The sequence below is a fragment of the Binatus soli (SeqCode) genome, from assembly GCF_050015535.1.
Lineage (GTDB): Bacteria > Desulfobacterota > Binatia > Binatales > Binataceae > Binatus > Binatus soli.
This window is the reverse complement of sequence record NZ_JBEKBF010000020.1, coordinates 1-24,098: the sequence shown is the minus strand read 5'-3', so window position 1 is coordinate 24,098 and position 24,098 is coordinate 1. Positions and strand designations below refer to the sequence as shown.

Genomic DNA, 24,098 nt, shown 5'->3' with positions numbered 1-24,098 from the left:
CGAATCACGCAAAGAGGGCCGGTCGGATCCCCGATCGGCCCTCGCTTTTCCGGTCAGCTTTCATACATTGATGAAAACGTCGTCCGAAACGCCCCAGTTTCGTAAAATACGCTTCAACAATCCCACGTCGTCGATGTCGGTGTTCGGCACTCTGACTGTCTATGCCGCCCCAGAGGGTAGTGCGCTATATCTGTGCGGCTGCGCTGGCAGAGCGTTTCAGATATGGGCTCATCAAATCCTCGGCGATCCGCCGCCGCACCCCAAGTGTTTTACCATCAGCGCGGTCACCGTACAGTTTCGTCTTGCGTAAAAAAGCGGTGAATGAAATCCTCGTCACCTCTCCCTCATGCACGAAGAAGATGTACTTCATTCGGAGGTCCTCACCGTAATGCTTCCAGAACTTTGGATTCCGGGCCATGTAGTCGAAGAGAATCTGATACATGTTTCGGGGGGGTTCAATACCGATGGCCCAACAGACACCATGGCACCAACTCCGGTATTTCCTGACCATGGAATGTTGAGCACGTTTCGCCAAAGGGGCTGTGACCAAGCCCGCAAATGAGGCTAGGGCCGGGCCGGCAATGTATTTTGCCTCGATGAGCAGGTCTTGTTTGTTTCGACTCGCCTCAATGTCCCATCCCGTAGCGGAAGTGCCGTGTGAGGGTTTGTGAAGGGTCCAATCCGCTTTTTGCTCCTTAAACCAGCGAATCAACGGATTCACTACAAATCGGTCTTCTTTAGTCATACGGCGGTTTTATCCCCTAAGTTCGTCCCTTCCAAGCAGCGCAGTCTGCGTCGAGTGCACACTTCTCCTCGCCATGATCACTTCAGCAAATCGGCGATCCCGTCCTCGATCGACACGCGCGGGCGCCATCCAAGAACCTGCTCGGCTTGGCCGCAATCCGCGAGCGTATCGCGCATGTCGCCGACGCGCGCCGCGCGGCGGACTGTCGGGCCGCCGATCATCGCCGCAATCCGATTCACGCTGACATTCTCGCCGCGCCCGATGTTTATCGCCCGCCCGTCGGCAATTTCACAGTCCATCGCGAGCAGGTTCGCCGACACCACGTCGCTGACGTGCGTAAAATCCCGCGTCTGCTCGCCGTCGCCGTGAATTTCGAGCGGACGGCCCTCGCGCCGCGCCTTCAGGAACGCTGCGATTGCCAGCATGTAAGAGCCCTCGCCAGGCATTCGCGGACCGTACACGCCGAAGTAGCGGAGTGTAATCGTCTCCATCCCGAACAACCGATGAAACATCCGCGCGTACTGCTCGCCGACATACTTCTGGAGCGCGTACGGATTGAGCGGATTCGGGGTCATCGTCTCGACCAGCGGCATCTTCGCCTGCTCGCCGTACACCGACGACGATCCCGAGTACACCACCCGCCGGACTTTCCGGTCGCGCGCCGCGATCAGCACGTTCAGCGTTCCAACCACGTTGGTCATGTGCGTTTCGACCGGCTTCGCGATCGAGAGCCCAATGCGCGGCAGCGCGGCGACGTGGAACACCGTATCGACACCGTCGAAGGCGTCGCCGATCGAGGACGCGTCGCGGATATCGGCTTCGACCAGCGCGGCCGCGCGGTTCACATACTCGCGCCGGCCGGTGGCGAAGTTATCGATCACCCGGACTTGCAATCCGGCGGCGACCAGCGCGTCCACCAGATGCGATCCGATAAAGCCCGCGCCGCCCGTCACCAGCACGAGACGTCCCGGTGCTTGCGATTGCGAGTTTGTGCTCATCGAGAGAAGCCGTTTGCGGCCCATGCGCCGCGCGGACGCACGCGCATCGGGCAAAATTGCGTGGCTTGCATCGCTAGGATAACTTAGTTCGTTACCGCCCGCATCTTAAGCGGGCATCCAACAATGACCACCGATGCGCACAGGATCAAGCTCCTCAAGGAGTTGCTCGCCGAACGAATCCTCGTTCTGGACGGCGCATTCGGCACCTTCGTGCTCGGCGAAAATCTGAGCGCCGCCGACTACGGCGGCTCTCGATACGAGGGCTGCAACGAGAACGTCGTCCGCACCCGGCCGGAGCTGATTCGCCGCATGCACGACGGGTTTCTCGAAGTGGGCGCCGACATAATCGAGACTGCGAGTTTCCAGGCCAGTCCCATCGTGCTCGCCGAATACGATCTCGAACAGGACGCGCGCGAGCTCAACCGCCTCGCTGCGATTCTCGCCCGCGAGGAAGCCGCACGATTCAGCACCGCCGGCAAGCCGCGCTTCGTGGCGGGTTCGATGGGCCCGACGACCAAGAGCATCTCGGTCACCGGCGGCGTCACGTTCGATCAGATGCGCGACGGGTACCAGGTGCAGGCCGAGGGGTTGATCGAGGGCGGCGCCGACATCCTGCTCCTCGAAACCGTCAACGACACGCTGAACTGCAAGGCCGGCCTGGTCGGAATCGAGGCTGCGATCGAAAAACTCGGCGTCGCGCCCGCGGTCGCAGTGTCGGGAACGATCGAGACGATGGGCACTCTGCTGAGCGGGCAGGATATCGAGGCATTCTACACCTCGCTCGCGCATCGCGACCTGCTCTGGATGGGCCTCAACTGCGCCACCGGCCCCGACTTCATGACCGATCATCTGCGCACTCTCTCGGCCATCTCGCGATTCTTTGTCGCCTGCGTGCCCAACGCGGGATTGCCGGATGAAGAAGGGCATTACAACGAGACGCCCGCGATGCTCGCGGGGAAAATCGCGCGCTTTGCCGAAAATGGATGGGTCAATCTGGTCGGCGGATGCTGCGGCACGACGCCGGAACATATCCGGCTGCTGGTTCAAGCGGTGGCGGGCAAGCGTCCGCGACAGCGCTCGACCGTCAGGCGCTCGGTGGTTTCTGGAATCGAGACGCTGGTCATCGACAACGACACGCGCCCCGTGATCGTCGGTGAGCGGACCAACGTGCTCGGCAGCCGCAAGTTCAAGCGGCTCGTCGCCGACGGCAAGTTCGAGGAAGCTTCCGAAGTGGGACGCGTGCAGGTGCGCCGCGGCGCGCACATCCTCGACGTATGCCTGCAGGATCCTGATCGCGACGAGATGGCGGATGTCACGCGCTTTCTCGAAATCGAAGTCAAAAAAGTCAAAGTGCCCCTGATGATCGATTCGACCGATCATCGCGTGATCGAAGAGTCGCTCAAGCGCACACCGGGCAAGTCGCTGATCAATTCGATCAATCTCGAAGACGGCGAAGATCGCTTCAAGAAGGTCGTGCCGCTGGCGCGCCGCTTCGGCGCCGCGCTCGTGGTCGGATGCATCGACGACGACAAGCAGCAGGCGCAAGCCGTTACGCGCGATCGCAAGCTGCAGGTGGCGGAGCGATCGTTCAAGCTGCTCACCGGAAAGTACGGCGTCGAGCCCGAAGATATCATCTTCGATCCGCTCGTCTTCCCGGTCGGCACCGGCGACAAAAATTATATCGGCGCCGGCGTCGAGACGATCGAAGGCATCCGGCTGATTAAACAGGCGCTGCCGAATTGCAAGACGATCCTCGGCATCTCGAACGTCTCATTTGGCCTGCCGGAGGCGGGCCGCGAAGTGCTCAACGCCGTGATGCTCTATCATTGCGTGCAGGCGGGTCTCGACCTCGCGATCGTCAACTCCGAAAAACTTCATCGCTATCCGTCGATTCCCGAAGAGGAGCGCAAACTCGCCGAGGATTTGATCTGGTGGCGCGGCGACGATCCAATCGCGGCATTTGCCGCCTATTTCCGCGCGCGCAAAAGCACTGTGACGGCCGAGGATCGCAAGTCGATGCCGCTGGACGATCGCATTGCCCGCTACATTCTCGAAGGTTCGAAGGACGGCCTGGCCGAAGACCTCGACGAGGCGCTGGCTGCCCGCGGACCGCTCGAAATCATCAACGGCCCGTTGATGAAGGGCATGGACGAGGTTGGCCGGCTGTTCAACGCCAACCAGATGATCGTCGCCGAAGTCTTGCAATCGGCCGAGGCGATGAAGGCAGCCGTCGCGCACCTCGAACCGCACATGCAGAAGTCCGAAAGCGCGGCCAAGGGCAAGATTATTCTCGCGACGGTCAAGGGCGACGTCCACGATATCGGCAAGAACCTGGTCGAGATCATTCTGAGCAACAACGGCTATCGGGTCGTCAATCTCGGAATCAAGGTGCCGCCCGAGGAACTGATCAAGGCCTTCCGCGAGCACGGACCCGACGCGATCGGACTGTCCGGGTTGCTCGTGAAGTCGGCGCAGATGATGGTCGCGACGGCGCAGGACTTGAAGACTGCGGGAATCGATTGTCCGATCCTGGTCGGCGGCGCCGCGCTCTCGAACCGGTTCACGCGGATGAAAATCGCGCCCGAGTATGAGGGTCTGGTCGCCTACGCCAACGACGCGATGAACGGGCTCGACCTCGCGAATCAGATCATGGACCTCGAACGGCGCGAATCGCTGAAGCACGTGCTTGCCGAGCAGTCCAGGAAGATGCTCGAGGCCGCGCCAAAGGTCGTCGACGCGAGCGCGGACGCGGCGCCTCGCACTTCATCGGTGCGTCGCGACGTCGAGATTCCGAAACCGCCCGACCTGAAGACTCATACGATCCGCAATTACGATCTCGGCGAGATTTTCGAGTACATCAATCCCAAGAGTCTTTACGCCAAGCATCTCGGGTTTCAGAACTTTGTCGAGGCGTTCGAGGCCGGCGACTCGAAGGCGCGGGAACTTCACGATCGGGTCGAGGAAGTCGCGCAACAGATTCTTGCGCGCGGGGACATTTCTGCCAACGCCGTTTACAAGTTTTTCCCCGCGCAATCCGACGGCGATCGCACGGTCATGATCTTTTCGCCGGACGGCAAAACGGTGCTCGAGTCGTTCACTTTTGGCCGCCAGAGCGACGCGCCGCATTTGTGCCTGGCCGACTACGTCGCAGCGCGCGATTCCGGCCGCACCGATTATTTGTGCATGTTTGTCACCACCATCGGTGCCGGCGTGCGCGCACTAGCGGAGAATTGGAAGAACAAGGGCGACTATCTGCGCTCGCATATCCTGCAGGTGCTCGCGCTCGAGGGCGCCGAGGCGTTTGCCGAGCTGCTGCACGCGAAAATTCGCCAGATGTGGGGAATCGGCGACCCGCCGGGACTCTCGCTCAAGGATCTCGTGCAGGCGCATTATCGCGGCAAGCGCTTCTCGTTCGGTTATCCAGCTTGCCCGCGTCTCGAAGATCAGAAGCCGCTGTTCCGGCTGCTCGAGGTCGACAAGAATGCGATCGGCGTGCAATTGACCGAGGGTTTCATGATGGACCCCGAAAGCTCCGTCAGCGCCGTCGTCTTCCATCATCCCGAAGCCGGATATTTCAGCCTCTCAGCGGCCAATATCGAGCGGCTCGAGCGCGAATTCGAAGCCGCCGCCGTCAAGCGCGCCGCCGGCTAGCCGTACCTGGTCGGTCAAGTTGGTTGGTAACAGGATTTGCTAGTGCGCCTTGCCGCGCAGTTCGCGTTCGGCAAGTTCAAGATCCGCTTCGACCATCAATTCGGCGAGCTTTTCGAACTTCACTTTGGGCGCCCAACCGAGTTGGCGCTTCGCCTTCGAGGCGTCGCCGATCAACACATCGACTTCCGCGGGACGGAAAAATCGCTGATCGATCTCGACGTAATCCTGCCATTTCAATTTCAGGCGATCGAACACGACTTCGAGAAACTCCTGCACCTGATGCGCCTCGCCGGTGGCGATTACGTAGTCGTCGGGCTGCTCCTGCTGCAGCATCAGCCACATAGCCTCGACGTAGTCGCCGGCGAATCCCCAGTCGCGGCGCGCGTCCAGGTTTCCCAGTGCGAGCTTCTCCTGGAGGCCCAGTTTGATTCGCGTCGCGCTGCGCGTGATCTTGCGCGTCACGAAATTCTCGCCGCGCCTCGGTGACTCGTGGTTGAACAGGATTCCGTTGCACGCGAACAGCCCGTACGCTTCGCGATAATTGATCGTCTGCCAGTGCGCATACAGCTTGGCGCACGCGTAAGGACTGCGCGGATGAAACGGCGTCGTCTCGCACTGCGGACTCTCGGTCACCTTGCCGAACATCTCCGACGAGCCCGCCTGGTACAGCCGCGCCGCCCGCCCGCGGCGCTTGTTGTGATCGCGCAGCGCCTCGAGCAGCCGCAGCGCTCCCAGGCCGACCACGTCGGCCGTGTATTCGGGTTGATCGAATGAGATGCGCACGTGCGATTGCGCCGCGAGATTGTAAACCTCGTCGGGACGCACCTGCTCGATGATTCGCCTAAGCCCGGTGCCGTCGCCGAGATCGCCGTAGTGCAGTTGCAAACCTTCGGAACCGGGGCCGAAGCCCTTGCGCAGATGATCGATTCGTCCCGTGGCGAAACTCGAAGTGCGCCGCACCATCCCGTGCACTTCGCTGCCCTTTTTCAGAAGAAACTCGGCGAGGTAGGAACCATCCTGTCCGGTCACGCCGGTAATCAATGCTACTTTTGCCATCGCGACGCCGCGCCGGGCGGTGCCGAATAATATACCACTTCCGCCGCAGCGCAAAAGACAGCCCGCAGCCGCGAACCAAAAAAGCGCGGCGTATTTCGCCGCGCCTTGGCAGGCGCATCGATCGATTTGCGCCGGTCCCGGAGTCAGTCCCCGCGCACCAGCCGATGCGAATCGCTGTCGAAGTGCTGGGTGGAAAATTCAAACAGCTCGGCATCCTCGATCGCTTCCATCTGATGCACCAGCCCGGTCGGCACGTCCATGCATTCGCCCGCGCTCAATTCGAACTCCTCGATCGTGGCGCTTTCCGGCGACTCCTTGATTCGCACGATCAACTTACCGCTGCGCAGGTAGAACGATTCGGTCTTGAGCTTGTGGTAGTGCAACGAGCACTTCTTGCCCTTGCGGATTTCGAGAATTTTCCCGCAGTAGAGATCGCCGTTTGCGATCCATACCTCGCGGCCCCATCCCTTGGGCACAATCCGGACCGGCTTTCGTGCTCGATTCATCTCTTTTCCCGCGATCGGTCTCGGCGACTATTGCATCGGGGCGCGGCAGCCGCAATGCCGCTACTGCCGCCAGTCGGTAGCATTGATGACAGCGATCTGATTGTTACGTTATGTCCCCAAATTGCTGCGTTGCGCGGACAATTGTGAGTGCGCGCGGCGACGCCGTCTGTCAGGTATCTTTGGCGACCGCCGAGGCTGACAGCACGACGCGCAGCCCGCCCGATTCGACGGCGCTGAGCAGAATCGCCACTCGCTCCGCGCCGGAAAGATAACGCTGAAAAATTGCCTCGAATCCACGGAAGGGACCCTCAACCACAACCACCCGCTCGCCCGTGCCGAATGGTTTATCGGGTATTTCGATCACGTCGTCCACGCCGCGGCGGCGAATCTCCGACACTATCGCCGCGGGCACCGCCAGCGGATCGATTCCCGCCGACACGATCGCGCGCACTCCGGCCATATATTTTACGTCGAAGTACTGGCGCTGAAGATCGAACCTGGCGAACACGTAACATGGAAACAGCGGAGCTATCGACACCACCATCCGTCCCCATCGCGGCGCCTTCGCTTTGAGCATCGGCAGAAACACCTCCGGCACCACGTTGGCGAGTTGATCGCGGACCCAGCGCTCCTTGCCGGTCTTGGTGCGAACCAGGTACCAGTCTGTCTGTGGGTTCTCGTTCATCGCGATATGCGCGGACAGCGTGGAAGATGGAGGCGAAACAAACGCCGTCGCCGGCCGCTCGACGCGGCAATGTCCTCATCCTGCCGGTAAAAAAGAAAGCGGCTGTAGCATACGCCACAGCCGCCCGATCAGTCCAATCGACTTCTAGATTTCGTACGTGAAGGTGAACTCGAGTTCGTTGAAACGCTGCGAGCGGCTGAACAGGTCCGGATCCGTGAAGCGGCCGCTGCGTCCGAGGAACCAATAGGAATTCAGCCCGAACAGAACGTTTCGTGAATACCGGTAAACATTGGTCGTCGAGAGGTAACCGACGTTGTCGTCGATGTCCCACACGACCGTGTTGAGGGCCGTCAACTGGCCGTTCATCAGCCAGTTCGTTGCCGCTAGGAACGCTACGTTTTGAATCTCACGGTTCTTGCCGCCTTGGGGGGAGGCGAACATCGCATCGGTCGGACGATCCGGCTGCCACGTCAGCGTGTACTGAGCCGTCAGGAACGTGTGCTGCTTCGACAACCAGGGGATGTACGTCGGACGGTCACCCGCGATAATCCAGCGTGTAAACTGGGTCCAGGCCGATCCCGTCGGGCTGACGAAACTCGGAACGCCGACCGCATGATCCGGCTGGTACAGCACATCGTAGCGGTACACGATGTCGGTCAGGTCTTTATCGTAGTAGGTTCCCGTCGCGCCGAAGAAATTGTTGCGCCGATAGTCGGTCTCGGAAACGTCAAAAAGCGTCCCGGCCACGGCCACACCCGGACGAGGCGTGCGAACAAGGGTGGGGGCTATGAACTCGCCCGGGCCAACTTTAACCGTGCCCGGTATGCCCGTGATGCCCAGCCCGCAGTTCGTGCAAGCTGAACCGCGTGCATCGCGGAATTCGTACAAGTAGATGAAGCTGGCCTGGAGTCCGTTGCCAATCGGCAGCAGGGTCGAATAACGCACGCCGAATTCGCTGTTTTCCAGGGAGTTTGACGGGGTCCTGCCGATACTCTGCGCGATAAAGTCGTAAAATTGACCATACGTCCTGCCCTTGGTCTTGCCAGGCGGATATACGGTAGGCCCGATGGGTACCCAAACCATCGACTGTAGAAAGTGATATCCACCGCCGTTGGGCAGCTCACTGACGTTGAGGCTCTGCCCGTTCTGGTTGATGTTCACCGGAAACGGCGTATCCAGCCCGCCAAAGCCACAGGTCGTGATCGGGCAGCCACCGCCGAGTGAGCTCGCAGCAACCCACGGATTGCGCGGGTCTTCTTGGACGTCAATCGCGGCGCCCTCGAAGTCGCCGGGGATGATGAAGGCTTCTAACTCGTTGTTGGCCGTCTTGTAGAAGTCTGGCAGGATGTAGTTCAGCTTGATCATCCGCACGTTTGTGCGCGTGTCTTCCGGCGACTCTGCGCTTGAAACTCCGTGCCATGTCGCATTAACCGGGTTGGTGACTTCGGTTCCTGACAGCGCGTCGGCTTCCGTCCAGATCACCTGCTGCTTGCCGATACGTGCGGAGAGGTTGTCGGTAAAGTTCAACTGCGCATACCACTCGCGCAGATCGTTCTTGAAGTATTGAGCCTGCAGCGTCCGCGATGTGTACGGGACCACATCCGTGTTCGGCTCCTGCCGGCCATCGGATTTGATCGAACCGTACGCGTCGTACCAGGGCCGGTAGTACGCGAAAAAGTCCGCATCCTTGATCAACAGCGTGTCGAAACGGCCGAGGAACTTGTAGTTCTTGACCATGTGGTAATCGGGCCGCACGTCTGCAAGTTGGCGCGCTTCGGCTAGATCCCAATGATTGAAATCGAAGCTGCCGCCCGTCATCCCGTACGACTGCCCGGGATACACGAACTTCGAGGTGACAGTCGGGCTGTAGAACGTCGCCGGCGAGGGGTCTTTGCTGGAGCTGCCTTCGCCCCACTGACCCGACTCGCGGGTTTCGAAAAATCCAAAGACTGAAAAGTCGCCCTGCGTGATCGTCGCCATTGCGGCCGACGCCCATAGCGTCCCGACCGTTGCCACAGCGGCCACCAACAGACTCCGCCACCGCGTTCCGCCGAATCCCTGATTCCCGTTATGCATAGTCACCCCCAAGCTGGAGCCCTCGTGGTTACGACTCCTCGCCCGATTGTCCACCAGGCAAGCGTCAGACACTCATTCCCCGTTCGCGCGCAATAATCTACGAACGCGGTTTAGCTATCATTCCCCCGCCTATCTTGTCAAGAAGGGTGCACGCGCCGGTCACATGTTTGCAACAGCCCGTTAAGAGCCCCGTGATATTGGCGATTCCCGCCGGCCGTCATCTGAGCGGGCAGGCGCCCGCAAAGTCGGCTTTGGCGGTGCGATGCAGGCCGCTGGAATGCCGCCCTTGTCCCGGGCGGCACTTGCGATCCCACCGGGCAATTGAATAAAGTTCCGTTTCGATCGGATGCAATTCGCGGTCGATCGCAGGGTTGGCCGTCAAGCGACCATGAACAAAGAATTACGCCGCACTTGAATTTGTCATCCGATCGGTGTAGGTACGACCACCGAAAGCGCGTCCGGGGCGATTTCCGGACCTTGGCGGGGCTTCCGATGGCTTCGCGGGGAGAGGAACGAACCGACGGCCGCGTGGGTTTTCTAGGCTGATTGGGTCAGCAGACGGGACACCGATTCGACTCGGCGGGGGTTAGAAACAATGATGCATGGAAGGATGCAGGCGATGACTCAGGGCAGGGATGGAGCCTCATTGGCGCACGCACGGGCGCTGAAGCTTATGGGGGTCGCTCGTCGGCTTTCGCTCGTGGCCGCGGTGTTCGTGATCGCCGCGCTCCTCGCGGGGACAGCGGGCACCAGCTACGCGAAATCAAATAAGAAGCCACCCTCCAGCGGAGACCCGGGTCTGATAGACTCCGTCGTTGTGTCGAATTATGGCTTTGCGTTCGACGGCAGCCTCGAAGCATTCTGCGGCGAGCCCAAATATAATTGGCTTTCGGTGCCTTGTCTGGAAGGCGCGGGCCGCAATGCCAGCCCTGTCCTGCAGGTCAAAGGCGCGAACACCCTGTTGGGCGCCAGCACCGGTGCGGCTTTAGACGCAGTGAGCTCGCTCGACCAGCGCGTCGCCGTAGCGGTACCGCTCGACCTTACCGATCAAGCCTGTTTCGGTGAACCTTCAGCCGCGGCATCCTATCCGGAAGCCTGCAATGAGTACATCCGGAGCGCGCTTGACCTGCCAGCTAACGCCGCTGTCCCCCCTGCCCCCTTTGCAGGCACTGGTTTCGCCGAGATCTTCTCTCAGGGCGCGAATGGTAACTCGGCGCCGGAAAACGTAATTGGCACACGGGATGCGGCGTTCAGTCGCGGCGCAACCCCGACGACACTCACTTATCTCCCTCCCGCTACGGGCGTCAACACCCCCCAGGGCGTGGCATTTGAAAACCCCAACGACGGGGTTTGGCCAGGGACCGATATCGTGGCGATTGCGAATACCCTTTCGTTCGTAACTGGTCCGCTTGGCGAGCCCTTGAGCACCGCTGACAGCCCGGCCTGCTATGCTTTCGGAGCCGCCCTCGACGAGAGCTGCACCGGCGTAGGTGAGCCGTACTCTTGCTGCACGGGAACAACGGCCCCGAGCTGCACCGGCGTAGGTACGCCGGACGCTTGCTGCACGGGCGAAAAAACGGGACCAACTTGCGGAACCGGAAACTGCCCAGACCCAGGCTACAACCCGAGCTGCACCGGCGTAGGTGCGCCGTACTATTGCTGCACGGGAAAGGGAACCGGAACCTGCTCAGGCTTCACCGTGGGCACGGTCACCGAGTTTGACAGGTTGACGCTGCAATCCGGCTACAACGACCAGGCTGTACCTTTCCAGAACAATCCGGTGACCGAGGCCAACCGATTTCAGATAATCAGGCATAAACTGGCCGGATACACTTTCGATGAAGACCAGTTATGTTCGGAAACCGCAGATAACAACAATTATTATTGTTTCGGTCCTAGCTACCCGCAGAACGCCACCATCGGCGGATGCAGCACTTTCATGCTGGGTCCCAGCGCCCTCACGTTTGACGAACTTGGCTACCTATTCGTTGTGAACACCGCTGAGGCGCCAACGACCGCGTTCGTAACCGTCTATTACCCGACCGAAATTGGCGATGCATATCCGTGGGCCGTCATAGGTTTGCCGGGTGAGCCTATACCCTCGCCAACAGTGGGCGATTTGATTACCCCGGTGTCTGTTACAGTCTACTCAGATGGTATAAGCTTCTTCGATGATGTGATGTACGTGACAGACGCGGGCGCGCCTTACACGCCTCGCAGTAAGGGTGTGCATGCCATTCCGGCTGTGCCTCCCAGCGTCAAAATCTTTTCAATTCCCTCCTCGAGTTTCAATGGCTCTACCTTCTGGTACGACGGCAAACTGCTTGGCGAGATTAAAGGCCCACACACGAAGCTCAACCGTCCGGCGGGCATTGCGCTCAGCGCGAACGGCGATACTCTGTACGTCGTAAACAGCGGTGCAAATTCGCTGGAGATGTTTACCGGTGTCGCTGGGATTACTGGCACGGTGGACCTTCCCCCGACGCTGATCATTTCAGGTCCGGCCTCTAAAATGAACTCCCCGGTTGGCGTTGCCCTGCCGCAGTTCTAGTAATCGGGGCCACACGCTAGGCGAACGAAGCGAAACCACGAAACAGCGAACGCCGAATCCGGAATCCCGGATTCGGCGTTCGTGTCTGTGCACTATGCTGTCACCCCTGCCCTAGCGCAGATCCTCCGCCAGCGACGCCGCCACCAGTCCGCCGATCGCGCCGCGAGCCGCCAGGCTCGGGTGATCCGCCTCTACCGCTATCTCGCCCTTGCCTGCCAGTTCGAGGAACTGGGCCGCGTCCACGCCCTCCAGCTTGAACCTGACAAATTGGACCGCGCTGATTCTCTCGTCTGACATCTGGCGATCGTCGAATCTCGCCGGGAACCTGTGCGTCCCCGCCTTCAGCCACAGATGGCGTTCCAGGCCGGCCAGCCTGGCCAATGCCGCGTCGCGTTCGCGCGGCTCGGCGTACTCGATCAACAGCGTCGCGGCAATTTCGCCCGCGGCTGGAAGCAACTCGTTGTAAGTGTCGATTTCGTGCTGGATCGCTTCGCGCTGCGTCATTTTCTCGGCCCTGATCATCTCCTCGATCTGGTACCACGCAGTCTGCGCGTTCTCGAAAATGAACGTGAGATGAGACCCGACGTGGAGCCGGCGCCGTTCCTTCTCATGAATAAACAAGGGCCGCAGCCGCTCGCGCACCCGTTCGTAATCGGCCAGCGGAAGTATTTCGTCGAAAGCGATCGTCTTCAATCGTCATTCTCCTTTGGGCGGCTGCGACGCCGAAGCCACGGCCTCTGGAAACCCGCCGCGATTATACGCGCGCGCTATCACTTCGAGCGGATGAATCGGACGCACTCCCGTCGCCTGCTCGATTTGCACGGCCGCCAGCGGACAGTCGGTCGCCATCACGCGCGCGCCGGCTTCGCGCATCCCGGCGAAGGCCTTCTCGCCCCACTTCATCGAGAGCGCGAAGAACTCCTTTTTCATCGCCCACGTTCCGTCGTGCGCCGTGCATGCATCGACCGTCACTACTTCGACGCCCGGAATCTGGCGCATCAGGTCGCGCGAGCGCAGCCCGATACCCTGCGCCTTGAGATGGCACGGCACGTGATACGCGACGGTGCCGGGCGTGGACAGAAACTCTTTGTTGAACTTGCCGGCGCGGTGAAGTTCGTAGAGCAGCTCGTGCGAATCGACCACCGCCGCCGCGAACTCCCTGACCTCGTCGCCGGGGATCAGGTTCGGATACTCCATCCGCATCATCAGCGAGCAGGTCGGATTGATCGCGGCGATTTTGTAGCCCTCGCGCACCAGCGGCAGCATCGAATCGATATTCGCCCGCGCTTCCTTGCGCGCGAACTCGACGTCGCCGCCGTCGAGCGCGGGCATCCCGCAGCAGTTCTGCTTCGGGCATTTCACCGCGCATCCGTTTTTCGCAAACACCTCGACCGCAGCCTTGCCCGGCCCGGGGTTGTAGTAATTGACAAAACAGGTCGGAAAAATCGCGACCTTCGCGCTCGGCTCGGCCGGCATTGCAGGCAAAGCGGTCCGCCTGAGCCACTTGTCGAAGGTCTCGGCGGCGAAGTCGGGAAGCAGCTTGCCGCGATGAATCCCCAGCAATTTCTCCATCATCACGCGTTGGAACTTCCGATGGCATCCCCAGTTTGCCAGCGCCGGCGCCATCGCGCCCGCCTTGCCGAGCTGATCGGGATGGGCCAGCAGCCGCTCGCGCAGCTTCACTCCGTCTTCCTTCGCGCTCACCGCCTTGGCTCGCAGGATGAGGCGCGGGAAATCCAGCTGGAACTCATGACCGTCGCGCGGCGTGTAGGGACATTTTATCTCGCACAGTTTGCATCCGTAGCAGAGCTCGATCACGCGCTCTTTCTCGGCCGCCGTGAGCCCTCTCACGTCGCCGTCGTTGCGATCGGTCGCGTCGAACAGCGCCGGGAACGACGGGCAAAGATTGAAACACAGACGGCAGCCGTGACAGATGTCGAACACGCGCTCGACTTCCTTGTCGAGTCCGGCGCGGTCCCAGTACTTCGCTTCTGTGGAATTGTAGGAAAGGCCGTCGCTCGGCCTGGCCTCGATTCGGTTGCTCATCGGGAAAAATCCTGGCTGCGAACTTTACTCTATGCGGCCGCGCCCGCGTGCGCGGCTGCACGCGACAACGGAGCGCGGCCTTAACACTGAGTGCAGGGCTCAGCCCTGCTGCCGCCGTTGAAACGGCAGGCGGGCTCTCAGAGCCCGCCTGCCGGCTGTCTTCGCGCTATCCCTGTTAGAGCGTGCCCTGCGCCTTGGCGAAGCGTCCTGCGTGAGACCTCTCGGCCTTGGCGAGAGTTTCGAACCAATCGGCAATTTCCGCGAAGCCCTCGTCGCGCGCCGTCTTCGCCATCCCCGGGTACATGTTGGTGTACTCATGGGTCTCGCCATGAACCGCGGACTTGAGGTTCAGCATCGAATCGCCGATCGGCATGTCGGTCGCCGGATCGCCAACCGACTTCAGGTAGTCGAGATGACCATGGGCGTGCCCGGTCTCGCCTTCGGCCGTATCGCGAAACAGACCCGCGATTTCCGGCTGGCCTTCTACGTCAGCGATCTTGGCGAAATAGAGATACCGGCGATTAGCCTGGCTCTCGCCTGCGAACGCATCTTTGAGATTCTGGTGGGTTTTGGTTCCTTTGAGATTTGCCATTTTCTTCTCTCCTGATTCGAACTTCCGTTCGTTTTTTCACTTTATTGAGATGGTTTGAAAAATCAGCGGCGCGGCTTCCTTGTCCGATTCGCGCGTTTGGCCGCGCAATCCTCGCATAGCGCCTGGATCTCCAGCGACGAGCCGAGCACCGTGAACTCGCCCAGTTCCGATTGCCCGGCGAGGATGCGGTCGAGGCGGGGAATCTCGATATCGCGGATGCGCCGGCATTTGACGCATACCACATGATGATGCGGGATCATATTTCCGTCGTAGCGCGCGCTGTCGTGCAGCGTCGTGACCTTGCGCGCTTCACCGATGTCGCACAGCGTTTCCAGCGTACGATGCACGGTGGCGAGCGAAATATGGGGATGCTGGATACGGACCGCGGCGAAGATCGCGTCGGCGCGCGGATGCTCGCCCGAGCCGAGCAGCGCCTTGATGATCGCCAGGCGCTGCGGCGTGACCGCCAGCCCCCCGCGGCGGCATCGCGCGGCGAACTCGGACAGGCGCTTGGCGGCGTAGGGGCCGCGCCGCCGTTCGTTTACCAACTGTAGTTCCATCACCTAGGTGATAATAATTATCATCTGGTTATTGCTGTTGTCAAGCGCCCCGTTGGCACGGGCAGGGGGCACCCCTGCCGGCGCGCGATTCAGGATTCTGCGCCCCGAGCCTCGCCCGAGTTAGGATGCCGCGTTCCGCGCGACTTGTTACCTGCCTCTGCCCTGTATCGGCATGCGGCTGAGGAAGTGACGGGCACAGAATCGTCGCAATCATTGCGGTGGACAGGGTTTCTTATTCGACTTTATAGTCCCCTCAGCATGTTGTCAGTCTCCGACCTCGTAGGGGCCGAGGAACCGTTCACCGTTGAAATGAATCAAATGTGAGGGCGCATCGGCGCACCACACCTCCGTCTCCCAGGCAATGTCTCCGATATAACGGCTCATTACTGCTCGCGACGGAAAGGCCGTGACGTAGACCAAGCCAGCCTTAGAGTCTGAGAAAAGCCTCGCGAGCTCCGCGTGGCGCTTTGCGCCCACCGGGCCGTGACTGGTGACGGACTCCACGAGCAAGAGCCAATTTCTCTCCGGGTAATACAGAACTACGTCCGGCATCTTGCCGTGGGCATCGACGCTGACGCCGAGTTTGGACAGCAACGCGGCGTCGAAATAGCCCCACTTCGCGCCTGTATCGCCCGCATAAATCAGCACGCCTCCGGGGACGAAACGCGCACCGAAGTGTTCAATAATGGCCCGGATCAGTTCGCTATGCTCGCCGGGGCTGAGGTTGATTTCCGCGCCGGGGGCGATTTTCACGGGAATAAGGTTTTGCTTGCGCTCTCGGGCGTACCTCGCGGCGAGTGTCTGCCGGTCCGCAAGGTAGGCCGTCAGCTTGTTCTGCCATGCCTTCGTGGTGAAGCTGCGGAGCAAGGCCAGGGCGGACGGCTCGATCTGGTACACGGCGGCCGGGCTGTTGACGGGCCGGTCGCGTTTATCGGGATTGTAAAGAACTATGGCCGCATCGACAAACTGGTGCATCGTCTGGCGGCGCAAGGTTTCACGGGTGTTCGGCGCATAGGTTTTCTTGTAGTGGTCCCGAATCCAATCCATGATCGGAGTGATGCCGATGAGTGGGTTTTGCGCCTCAGCCCATTTGCGGCCGGGGCGGAGGTCGAGGAGCGCCAGAAGGCAAAGGGCTGAACGCTCGTTCTGCTGCGCGCGCGGCAGGCCGAGAGAGATCAGAATCTTGCGGGCGTTATCGATGTGCCGGCGGGTCATTCGGCGAGCTTTTTCAGTTGATCGTCAAGCATCGCCTGCGTTAGCCCGCTTTGCGCGCGCGCCCACTTTCCAAAGGCCATAAGCGCCTGTCGGCTCGGGTACTTCATCATCCGAAGGTCGGTCGCATTGACCTGGGTGTGTCCGTTGAAGCCGCGGAAATGGTCATCAACCGCTGTCGTGTTGAGAAATGCGGCCAGTCCATGCGCGAGATTTTCCGGCAAGCCGCGCTTGTCCTCATGAAAGACGTTGAGGTGATTTTCAAACCCAAGCATGGGCGCTTCCGGGAACGCAGCCGGTGTGACGACGCTGGCGACGATGCGGCGGCGCTCTTCTTTCGCGGAAAAACGCCGTGCCACGGTATAAAATCCGTTCGGGTAGAGCCATTTTTTCGTGTCGGCGTTGAGCTTGATCGCGTTGCCGCGCTTCATGCCGTCTCTGGGCCATTGCGTGGCGTGGTCGACGAAATGGCCCGGATAGAGCAGGGGAACGGTTCCCCTGCTCGGCTTCTGCTGGATGTGCTGCTCTAGCCTGAAATCAACAACGGGGCCGGTCGATACGCCGATGCCGATTTCACCCAGGGAAAAGCGAACGCCCGGCGCTTGCTCGATCGCGTTACGCCCAAGCGAAGTCGGCACATGAATGAAATATTCCGGGTCGTCGGGAAAAACGATCCGGTCAAACGGCTGCTCATGCGTCGAGAGGTCGGCGAAGCTGGAATCTGTCGAATGGGAAACGGTCACATCGCCCTGCCTGCCATCGCGCTCAAGCCGGATGATGACGTTCTCCTGCAAGACGGCGTCATCCTTAAAAGCCTTGGTTCTGGACGCGAACAGGTGCATATGCCGGAGCGCGGCATGGTTCAACAGAAATTGGCGGAAGGGCCGATAATAAGGCCCGTTGCAAAAACTGCGCGGGAGGATCGCCACGAGCTGGCCGCCCGACTGCATCAACGCGAGCGATAACGCGACAAATGCCGAGTAGAGATTGACCGTTTCGATGCGCACGCGCCGGAGAATGAGGCGGTGTTCCGACGCGCTGTTAATCTTTTTGTAAGGCGGATTCAGGATCGCGTGGGAAAAGGGCCTTGAACCTTGGAACCATTTGCACGAAGCCTCCCAAATGAAATCACCGGATGAAATCTTGTAGGTAACAGGCAATCTCCCGGCGTAGCTTGCCAGCGTGGTTTCGAGGTGCGCGCGCAAGTTGTTGTCGATCTCGTAAGCCTCGACCTCCACGTTCTGAAAATTCAGTTTTTCCGCCGAGGTCAACCGGTCGAGGAAGGCACACGAAAGAGCACCGACACCGGCTCCGGCGTCGAGCAGACTGCAGGTCCGCAGGGTCGTCGGCGGAAACAGCGACGCCATAAACCGGGCCACGGGTGCGGGCGTCATGAACTGGCCCAGAGCGGATTTCCGTTTCAGGGCGAGACGTGGAGCAACGTCGCGGCGTACAGCATCGGCATGGTCAAGTAGCTGAATGGTCAACTGGTCTACCATCCCTTAAATCAACAGTTCTTCGATTCGATCATCACAATAGCGGGTTTTGGAGAACAGGGAAGAGGCACGTGTCGATGCTGGCGGGAGAAGCGCGAGCATTTCCAGTGGCCTCCATCATCCCGTCCTAATCCGTCATCCTGAGCGAAGTCGAGGGACCCCGGATCTTTTTCCTTTGCCTCTCTCCTAATTCCCTCTCCCTGTGTCGGGAGAGGGCTAGGGTGAGGGACATCTGCGGCGCGAATGTCCGATGCGCCGCATGATCCTTCCTCTCCGTCATCCCGAGCGAAGCCGGCTGAAGGCGCGCGTGCCCCAGCGTTGGGGCCGCGTCCATTCGACATCGTACCTTCAACACAACACCTTGTGGCGTCCGCGAAACAGTTTTGTTTCCTGCTGGAAACTGATTTGGCCTTTACATTAATAGAAGGAAGGCGTATTGCTCGGCACGTGCCTTGCTGATACGGTGCGACAATTCATGCACTACAAAAGCGTGCGGAGGGGAAAACTACACGATGAAGAGGAATTGGATCGGGCGATTGGCGGCGGTCACGGCGGCCTTCTGGCTTGGGGGTTGCGCTCTCATGGTCCATGGCACGCGGCAAACCGTGTCGGTGGCAACGGAGCCACCGGGCGCGACCGTAACAATAAGCGGACAGCAGGTGAACAACCCAGGTGAGGTCAGCCTTCGGCGCAACCGGGATTATCAGGTAGTAGCCTCATGGCATGGTCCTTGCGCTGGCGCTGTTTGCGGCGAGGTCGCTACGGCAGCGATTTACTCCGAGTTCTCGTGGATAACGGTCTGGGGGTTCCCGGTAATAGGACCGATAGTGGATTTTGTGTCTGGTGCCGCTTGGGAGCTTGATCCAGACGTCGTTACCCTTCGGGCGGCACCTAGGTCCTAGGTAGGCACCAGCAATCTGCCCTTCGACGACCGGGTTGCGGCGCGATTAGGGGGAGATGGCGCGCGAGAAGGCGCGGTCGGGCCGTGCGCTATAGACCGTCCGCTATCAACCTGTCATCATCGCCTACCTTTGGGGGCAAAATGAGATTCCTAGTGGTGGCACTGTCTCTTTGCTTCTTGGTCAGCTCGTGTGCGGAGGTCGCGAAACCAGCGACTGTCCACGTAGAAATGAGTGGGGCTGAATCGGAACACGATGAAATCGTTTACCCAAGCGGCGACGTGATAGACGTTTATCCCGATCACGTCACTCCACATGAGGTAATCGTTCGTAAAGCGAATGGTGGTAAGATCGACGCAATCTGCTTGGGCCAGAATTGCAAAAATGTGCAGCTACAGATCAGCGGTAGTAAGGTCTTATCCGACGGCACTTATCAATTGCTTCAAACGGACGACCCCAAACTCACGATGGTGCGCGACAGCGAAGGGACTTCCACACTAGGTTATCTTGTCACGAATGCCGGCAGCGCGCAGTTTTTGGCGGGCCAAGAAGATGCACGGTCCGGCGACGCCCACTTTTTCCCCGACCTTCAGCAAGCTCAAAAATACGAGCATAAGGGGGATACCGCTCGAACCGTCGGCAAAGTAGTAGTTGGCGCACTTCTAGTGGGGGCACTTGTGGTACTGGTAGGGGCCGCTGCCGCTGCGGACGCACGGGCCAATACTGTGACAACTCGCTGTTCCAGTGCAGGTAGCAGCACCACATGTACGACCTACTGAAGTCGCGGAAACTCGCTTGCAAGTAGTTGAGCTTAGGCCGATCCCGTCTTAATCCGTCATCCTGAGCGAAGCCGAGGGACCCCGGAACCGGGATTCTTCGCTCCAGCAGCTTTCGCTCTAGAATGACACAAAGAAAACCCTCCCTTCCCCTTAACCCTTCTAACAGGGCGAAGCCCGCATCCCGCGGCGGTACCGATTCTCTTATCACTTAACACTGGGTGCAGGGGTCACCCCTGCCCAAGGAAGTGTGAAACCCACGGTGGGTTTCACATTCAATAAGGTGAATTGACGGGCGCGCGGTTACAGCCGCGGCAGAATTGGGGCAATGCGGCAATCGGGCTTGGTCAGGATCATCTGCACGTCGCCGATATAGCGCTCGCGGAAGCCGCCCTCGCAGTAGCACAGGTAGAACTCCCACATCCGGATGAATTCTTCCGGATAACCCAGCGCGCGCACGCGTTCGATATTGTCGAACAGCCGGATTCGCCAGCTCTTCAAGGTCTCGGCGTAATTGGGCGTGAGATCTTCGAGATGGAACAGCCGGAGATCGCTCGAGCGCGTGATCGAATCGCACATCGCCGTGACCGACGGAATGAAGCTGCCCGGGAAGATGTACTTCCTGATGAAATCGACGCGCTTGAGCGCGCCCTCATACTCGCGGTCGGTGATCGTAATCGCCTGCAACAGCATCATGCCGTCGGGCTTCAACAGCTCGCCGCATTTGCGGAAATACGAATCGAGGAACTGATGCCCGACCGCTTCGATCATCTCGATCGAGACGGCCTTGTCGAACTGGCCGGTGAGGTCGCGGTAATCCTTGAACAGCACGGTGATGCGATCCGCCAGGCCCTCGGCGGCGATTTTTTTGACGGCGTAGTCGTGCTGCGCGCGCGAAATCGTGATGGTCGTGACGCGGCATCCGTAGTTTTTGGCCGCGTGAATCGCAAACCCGCCCCATCCCGTGCCGATCTCGACGAGGTGATCGCGGGCGCGAAGATCGAGCTTGCGGCAGATGCGATCGACCTTGGCCGTCGCCGCTTCCTCCAGCGTGGCGTCGGCGCGCTCGAAGATCGCGCACGAGTACATGAGAGTGCGATCCAGAATCAGCTCGAAAAAATCGTTGCCGAGGTCGTAATGGGCCGCGATGTTGCGCTGGCTGCCGGTTTTGGTGTTGCGGTTGAGGTAGTGGATGAAGCGGCGGACCGGATTGGCCAGCCGCGCCAGGCCGCCATCCATGCCCTCCATCACTTCGCGGTTGCGAAGCATGATTTGCGCGAGCGCGGTCAGATTGTCCGTCGTCCACGAGCCGGCCATGTACGCTTCGCCGGCGCCGATGCTGCCTGCGAGCGCGATGTCGGAATAGAAGCGGCGGTCCTTGACGCGGATGGTGGCGCGCAGATCGGCGTCCGAGACATCCTGGCCGAATGGGATGCGCTCGTCGCCGTCTTCGATCACGATGCGGCCTTTTTTGATTCCCGCCAGACGGCTTAGAACCGCACCGCGCGCGAAACGATCGATGATCGCGGGACGCCGCGCCCGAGCCGCATCGACGCCCGATGTGACAATGGAGTCAGTTTTGGACATCCAGGAATTCTCCGAGCCCGACGCTTCGATTACACCGGCGTCGCATCGCGGCGCAAGCGCAGGGGCGATCCTCCCGGCAAATTCGCGGGCGAAGGGTGAGCCTCCGATACCCTTGCGTTCTCCTCGAAGAGTTCCAGGCTGCTGGATTATTTTCCGTGATGCGGTCATTCTGAGGAACTCGCGCGGCGCATCAAACTCGCGCGAGCATCGGGTAAATCAATCGCGAGCGGAACTCACACAGATGCCCTCCTCCACTACGCTGAAATACGTGCTCGCCATCGACATGGGCTCCGGCAGCACAAAGGCCGCCGTCGTCTCGAGCGCGGGCGAAGTCGTCGCGTCGGCATTGCGCCATACGAACACCATGATGATGGAGGGAGGCGCGGTCGAGCAGGATCCCGAGGAATGGTGGCGCTCGGTGTGCGACGCGGCGAAGGAAGCGATCGCGGCCTCGCGCGTGCCCGCGGCGCAAATCATCGCCGTCGCATGCACCACGCTGTGGGCCGTCACGGTGGCCGTTGACGAGGACGGCGCCGCAATCGGGAATGCGATCTCATGGATGGACACCCGTGGCGCGAAATACAATCGCGCAGTCGCCAGCGGATGGCCGCGAGTGCAGGGCTACGGCTTGTTCAAGCTGCTCAAATGGCTGCGCTTCACGGGCGGCGCGCCGGTTCAATCGGGCGTCGATGGCCTGGGGCATATCCTCTTCATCAAGCATGAGCGCCCCGAGATATATGCGCGGACTTTCAAGTTTCTCGAGCCGATGGATTACCTCAACCTGCGGCTCACCGGGCAAGCCGCGGCTTCGTACGCGACAATGTTCACTTACTGGCTGACCGATATTCGCAACCCCAACAGGATTGACTACGTGCCTGAGTTGCTTGCGATGGCGGGCGTCGATCGCGCCAAGTTGCCGGACTTGCGGCCGGTTAACGCCGTGCTCGGCACGATCAAGCCCGAAGTCGCCGCGCAGCTGGGCCTGGCGCCATCCACTCGCGTCGTGATGGGCTCCTGCGACGGCCATGCGGCGACCCTGGGCGCCGGCGCAGTGCGCGACTACGAGGGCTACTTCTATATCGGCACCTCGGCGTGGATGAGCTGCCACGTGCCGGCGAAGAAGACCGACCCGCTGCACATGCTGAGCGCGATGCCGGCCGCGCTGCCGGGCCGCTACATGGTCAGCGCGGAACAGGGCGCCGCGGGACGCAGTCTCGAGTTCCTGAAAGACATCCTGTATCCCACCGGCGGCGCGAATTCTCCCATCGACGTTTACGGCGACATGAACCGGCTCGCCGCGGAGGTTGCGCCGGGGAGCGACGGATTGATCTTCACGCCATGGATCAACGGCGTGCTCGCGCCGCACGAGGATTCATCGACGCGCAGCGCCTTCTTCAATCAGAACGCGCGCACCGGCCGCGGCCATTACGTGCGCGCAGTGATGGAAGGGGTCGCGTACAACCTGCGATGGCTCAAGGGTAACGTCGAGAAGTTCATCGGGCGGCCGTTCGAGCAGCTCAATTTCATCGGCGGTGGCGCGAGCTCCGATCTGTGGTGCCAGATCCAGGCCGACGTGCTCGGATGCACGGTGCGGCAGGTCGCCAATCCGCGCAATGCCAACGCGGTGGGCGCCGCGATGGCGGCGTTTGCCGCGCTGGGCGAGATCGCAGTTGAGGAAATCTCCGCACGGGTGAAGATCACCGCCGAGTATCGGCCGATCGAGATCAACCGGCGCCTGTACGATCGCCAGTTTCGCGAGTTCCTCGAGTTCTATAAGCGCAACCGCGCGATCTACCGGCGCCTCAACCCGGCCGCCTTGCTTTAGCTCCGCTGCCGGTGGGAGGAACGAGATCTCCGCGGCGGGATTCTTGGGAACCGGAACCCGGCAGGCTGTTCTGAATAGACGAGCGATTTACGCCAAGCCTCGGGCTCAGGCGTTCGACGGTGATTTCCGCAGCGTGCCGGCGGACCCGGGCAAGGTCATAGTTAACCTGCATCCGAAGCCAGATATCGGCGGAACCGCCGAAAGCCTTTTCAAGGCGCAGCGCCATTTCCGGCGTTACACCGCTCTTGCCGTTGATGACGTTGTAGAGCTGCTGGCGCGTTACCCCGAGTCCCGCGGCGGCATCGGCCACCGATAGGCCGAGGTCCTTGAGATTTTCCCGTATCAGCTCTCCGGGATGGGGCGGATTCTTCATTGGCATGGTCTGGCACTCCTGTCTTTCAGTGATAGTCCGCGAGATCGACCTCGCAAACGCTGCCTCTTTCAAAGCGAAAAATAATCCGCCAGTTGGCCCGCACGGTAATGGCCCAGAAGCCTTTCAGGTCGCCCTTGAGCGCGTGGAGATGGAACGTATGGATGTCCAAGTCCTTTGCGCTCTGCGCTGCATCAAGCGCGGCGAGGATGAGGCGGATGCGGCTTAAGTCATGGGCCGGAACTCTGGCGGGGTCGTCCTTTTCGTAGAGCCGCCTCAGGCCGCGGTGGCGAAAGCCCGTTATCACGTGCTGATTGTAAAATGACAATTTACATTTGTCAAGGAATACCGTTGGCGGAGATGCCCTGTCCGGGAATTCGGAAAGCGCCGGACAATAAGTTATATTTGGCCCCGGCGCCGGATTATCCAAGCGCGCAATTTCCAAGGAGTCGTTCCATGCCCAAGGC

Annotated in this window: 19 protein-coding genes; 4 read left to right on the top strand and 15 right to left on the bottom strand. The window is 60.5% G+C overall.

The features are described from left to right. Positions 1-184: 184 nt before the first annotated feature. Complete coding sequence (locus tag ABR989_RS14875) at positions 185-745, bottom strand: hypothetical protein (protein WP_428130045.1); 561 nt, start codon at positions 743-745, stop codon at positions 185-187. Positions 746-822: 77 nt separating this feature from the next. Further along, a complete protein-coding gene (locus ABR989_RS14870; protein WP_428130044.1) occupies positions 823-1,743 on the bottom strand; it encodes an NAD-dependent epimerase/dehydratase family protein in 921 nt (306 codons plus the stop codon). Positions 1,744-1,866: 123 nt separating this feature from the next. Here ABR989_RS14870 and metH point away from each other — a divergent pair, with 123 nt between their 5' ends. Further along, complete coding sequence (gene metH / locus ABR989_RS14865) at positions 1,867-5,394, top strand: methionine synthase (protein WP_428130042.1); 3,528 nt, start codon at positions 1,867-1,869, stop codon at positions 5,392-5,394. Positions 5,395-5,433: 39 nt separating this feature from the next. On the opposite strand, the gene gmd is transcribed toward metH, so the two are convergent. From gmd to ABR989_RS14845, 4 genes are all read right to left on the bottom strand, one after another. After that, positions 5,434-6,450, bottom strand: a complete 1,017-nt coding sequence (gmd, locus tag ABR989_RS14860; protein ID WP_428130041.1) for a GDP-mannose 4,6-dehydratase — start codon at positions 6,448-6,450, stop codon at positions 5,434-5,436. Between the two features lie 143 nt (positions 6,451-6,593). Then, positions 6,594-6,956, bottom strand: a complete 363-nt coding sequence (locus ABR989_RS14855; RefSeq protein WP_428130040.1) for a cupin domain-containing protein — start codon at positions 6,954-6,956, stop codon at positions 6,594-6,596. 169 nt (positions 6,957-7,125) lie between these two features. Then, positions 7,126-7,641: a transcription termination/antitermination protein NusG gene (nusG, locus tag ABR989_RS14850; RefSeq protein ID WP_428130039.1), complete on the bottom strand. Its 516-nt coding sequence runs from the start codon at positions 7,639-7,641 to the stop codon at positions 7,126-7,128. A 144-nt stretch (positions 7,642-7,785) separates the two neighbouring features. Next, the gene (locus ABR989_RS14845) at positions 7,786-9,666 is read right to left on the bottom strand and encodes a DUF1302 domain-containing protein (protein WP_428130038.1); all 1,881 of its coding nucleotides are present in this window, start codon (positions 9,664-9,666) and stop codon (positions 7,786-7,788) included. A gap of 697 nt (positions 9,667-10,363) precedes the next feature. On the opposite strand from ABR989_RS14845, the gene ABR989_RS14840 reads away from it, so the two are divergent. Then, on the top strand, positions 10,364-12,268 hold the full coding sequence (locus tag ABR989_RS14840) for an NHL repeat-containing protein (protein ID WP_428130037.1): 1,905 nt from the start codon (positions 10,364-10,366) through the stop codon (positions 12,266-12,268). Between the two features lie 111 nt (positions 12,269-12,379). On the opposite strand, the gene ABR989_RS14835 is transcribed toward ABR989_RS14840, so the two are convergent. The 6 genes from ABR989_RS14835 to ABR989_RS14810 form a co-directional block, all read right to left on the bottom strand. Then, a complete protein-coding gene (locus ABR989_RS14835) occupies positions 12,380-12,961 on the bottom strand; it encodes a DUF3501 family protein (protein ID WP_428130035.1) in 582 nt (193 codons plus the stop codon). A gap of 3 nt (positions 12,962-12,964) precedes the next feature. Further along, positions 12,965-14,314, bottom strand: coding sequence for an anaerobic glycerol-3-phosphate dehydrogenase subunit C (locus tag ABR989_RS14830; protein WP_428130034.1), 1,350 nt, complete (start codon positions 14,312-14,314; stop codon positions 12,965-12,967). A gap of 175 nt (positions 14,315-14,489) precedes the next feature. Next, the gene (locus ABR989_RS14825) at positions 14,490-14,906 is read right to left on the bottom strand and encodes a rubrerythrin family protein (protein ID WP_428130033.1); all 417 of its coding nucleotides are present in this window, start codon (positions 14,904-14,906) and stop codon (positions 14,490-14,492) included. A gap of 62 nt (positions 14,907-14,968) precedes the next feature. Next, on the bottom strand, positions 14,969-15,466 hold the full coding sequence (locus ABR989_RS14820; RefSeq protein WP_428130031.1) for a Fur family transcriptional regulator: 498 nt from the start codon (positions 15,464-15,466) through the stop codon (positions 14,969-14,971). Between the two features lie 264 nt (positions 15,467-15,730). After that, positions 15,731-16,681 carry a BsuBI/PstI family type II restriction endonuclease gene (locus ABR989_RS14815; protein WP_428130029.1) on the bottom strand — a complete coding sequence of 317 codons (951 nt, stop codon included), beginning with the start codon at positions 16,679-16,681 and terminating at the stop codon, positions 15,731-15,733. After that, positions 16,678-18,177 carry an Eco57I restriction-modification methylase domain-containing protein gene (locus ABR989_RS14810; RefSeq protein WP_428130028.1) on the bottom strand — a complete coding sequence of 500 codons (1,500 nt, stop codon included), beginning with the start codon at positions 18,175-18,177 and terminating at the stop codon, positions 16,678-16,680. Before ABR989_RS14810 ends, ABR989_RS14815 begins: the two co-directional genes overlap by 4 nt. A 1,126-nt stretch (positions 18,178-19,303) precedes the next feature. Between ABR989_RS14810 and ABR989_RS14805 the strand changes: the two genes are divergently transcribed. Next, complete coding sequence (locus ABR989_RS14805) at positions 19,304-19,852, top strand: hypothetical protein (protein WP_428130026.1); 549 nt, start codon at positions 19,304-19,306, stop codon at positions 19,850-19,852. A 300-nt stretch (positions 19,853-20,152) separates the two neighbouring features. Here ABR989_RS14805 and ABR989_RS14800 read toward each other — a convergent pair whose 3' ends face one another. Then, positions 20,153-21,436, bottom strand: coding sequence for a class I SAM-dependent methyltransferase (locus ABR989_RS14800; protein WP_428130025.1), 1,284 nt, complete (start codon positions 21,434-21,436; stop codon positions 20,153-20,155). A 241-nt stretch (positions 21,437-21,677) separates the two neighbouring features. On the opposite strand from ABR989_RS14800, the gene ABR989_RS14795 reads away from it, so the two are divergent. Continuing rightward, positions 21,678-23,261, top strand: a complete 1,584-nt coding sequence (locus tag ABR989_RS14795; protein WP_428130024.1) for a xylulokinase — start codon at positions 21,678-21,680, stop codon at positions 23,259-23,261. Here ABR989_RS14795 and ABR989_RS14790 read toward each other — a convergent pair. Together ABR989_RS14790 and ABR989_RS14785 are read right to left on the bottom strand one after the other, a co-directional pair. Further along, positions 23,239-23,640, bottom strand: coding sequence for a HigA family addiction module antitoxin (locus ABR989_RS14790; RefSeq protein ID WP_428130022.1), 402 nt, complete (start codon positions 23,638-23,640; stop codon positions 23,239-23,241). The genes ABR989_RS14795 and ABR989_RS14790 overlap by 23 nt on opposite strands. Before the next feature lie 19 nt (positions 23,641-23,659). Beyond that, positions 23,660-24,098: type II toxin-antitoxin system RelE/ParE family toxin (locus ABR989_RS14785; RefSeq protein WP_428130020.1), on the bottom strand; the 439-nt coding region annotated here is incomplete at its 5' end.

What these genes read in the sequence shown, in the direction of transcription:
- ABR989_RS14875 (WP_428130045.1), bottom strand. Translation starts at nt 745, where the DNA reads ATGACTAAAGAAGACCGATTTGTAGTGAATCCGTTGATTCGCTGGTTT.
- ABR989_RS14870 (WP_428130044.1), bottom strand. Translation starts at nt 1,743, where the DNA reads ATGAGCACAAACTCGCAATCGCAAGCACCGGGACGTCTCGTGCTGGTG.
- metH (WP_428130042.1), top strand. Translation starts at nt 1,867, where the DNA reads ATGACCACCGATGCGCACAGGATCAAGCTCCTCAAGGAGTTGCTCGCC.
- gmd (WP_428130041.1), bottom strand. Translation starts at nt 6,450, where the DNA reads ATGGCAAAAGTAGCATTGATTACCGGCGTGACCGGACAGGATGGTTCC.
- ABR989_RS14855 (WP_428130040.1), bottom strand. Translation starts at nt 6,956, where the DNA reads ATGAATCGAGCACGAAAGCCGGTCCGGATTGTGCCCAAGGGATGGGGC.
- nusG (WP_428130039.1), bottom strand. Translation starts at nt 7,641, where the DNA reads ATGAACGAGAACCCACAGACAGACTGGTACCTGGTTCGCACCAAGACC.
- ABR989_RS14830 (WP_428130034.1), bottom strand. Translation starts at nt 14,314, where the DNA reads ATGAGCAACCGAATCGAGGCCAGGCCGAGCGACGGCCTTTCCTACAAT.
- ABR989_RS14825 (WP_428130033.1), bottom strand. Translation starts at nt 14,906, where the DNA reads ATGGCAAATCTCAAAGGAACCAAAACCCACCAGAATCTCAAAGATGCG.
- ABR989_RS14820 (WP_428130031.1), bottom strand. Translation starts at nt 15,466, where the DNA reads ATGGAACTACAGTTGGTAAACGAACGGCGGCGCGGCCCCTACGCCGCC.
- ABR989_RS14815 (WP_428130029.1), bottom strand. Translation starts at nt 16,681, where the DNA reads ATGACCCGCCGGCACATCGATAACGCCCGCAAGATTCTGATCTCTCTC.
- ABR989_RS14810 (WP_428130028.1), bottom strand. Translation starts at nt 18,177, where the DNA reads ATGGTAGACCAGTTGACCATTCAGCTACTTGACCATGCCGATGCTGTA.
- ABR989_RS14805 (WP_428130026.1), top strand. Translation starts at nt 19,304, where the DNA reads ATGAGTGGGGCTGAATCGGAACACGATGAAATCGTTTACCCAAGCGGC.
- ABR989_RS14800 (WP_428130025.1), bottom strand. Translation starts at nt 21,436, where the DNA reads ATGTCCAAAACTGACTCCATTGTCACATCGGGCGTCGATGCGGCTCGG.
- ABR989_RS14795 (WP_428130024.1), top strand. Translation starts at nt 21,678, where the DNA reads ATGCCCTCCTCCACTACGCTGAAATACGTGCTCGCCATCGACATGGGC.
- ABR989_RS14790 (WP_428130022.1), bottom strand. Translation starts at nt 23,640, where the DNA reads ATGCCAATGAAGAATCCGCCCCATCCCGGAGAGCTGATACGGGAAAAT.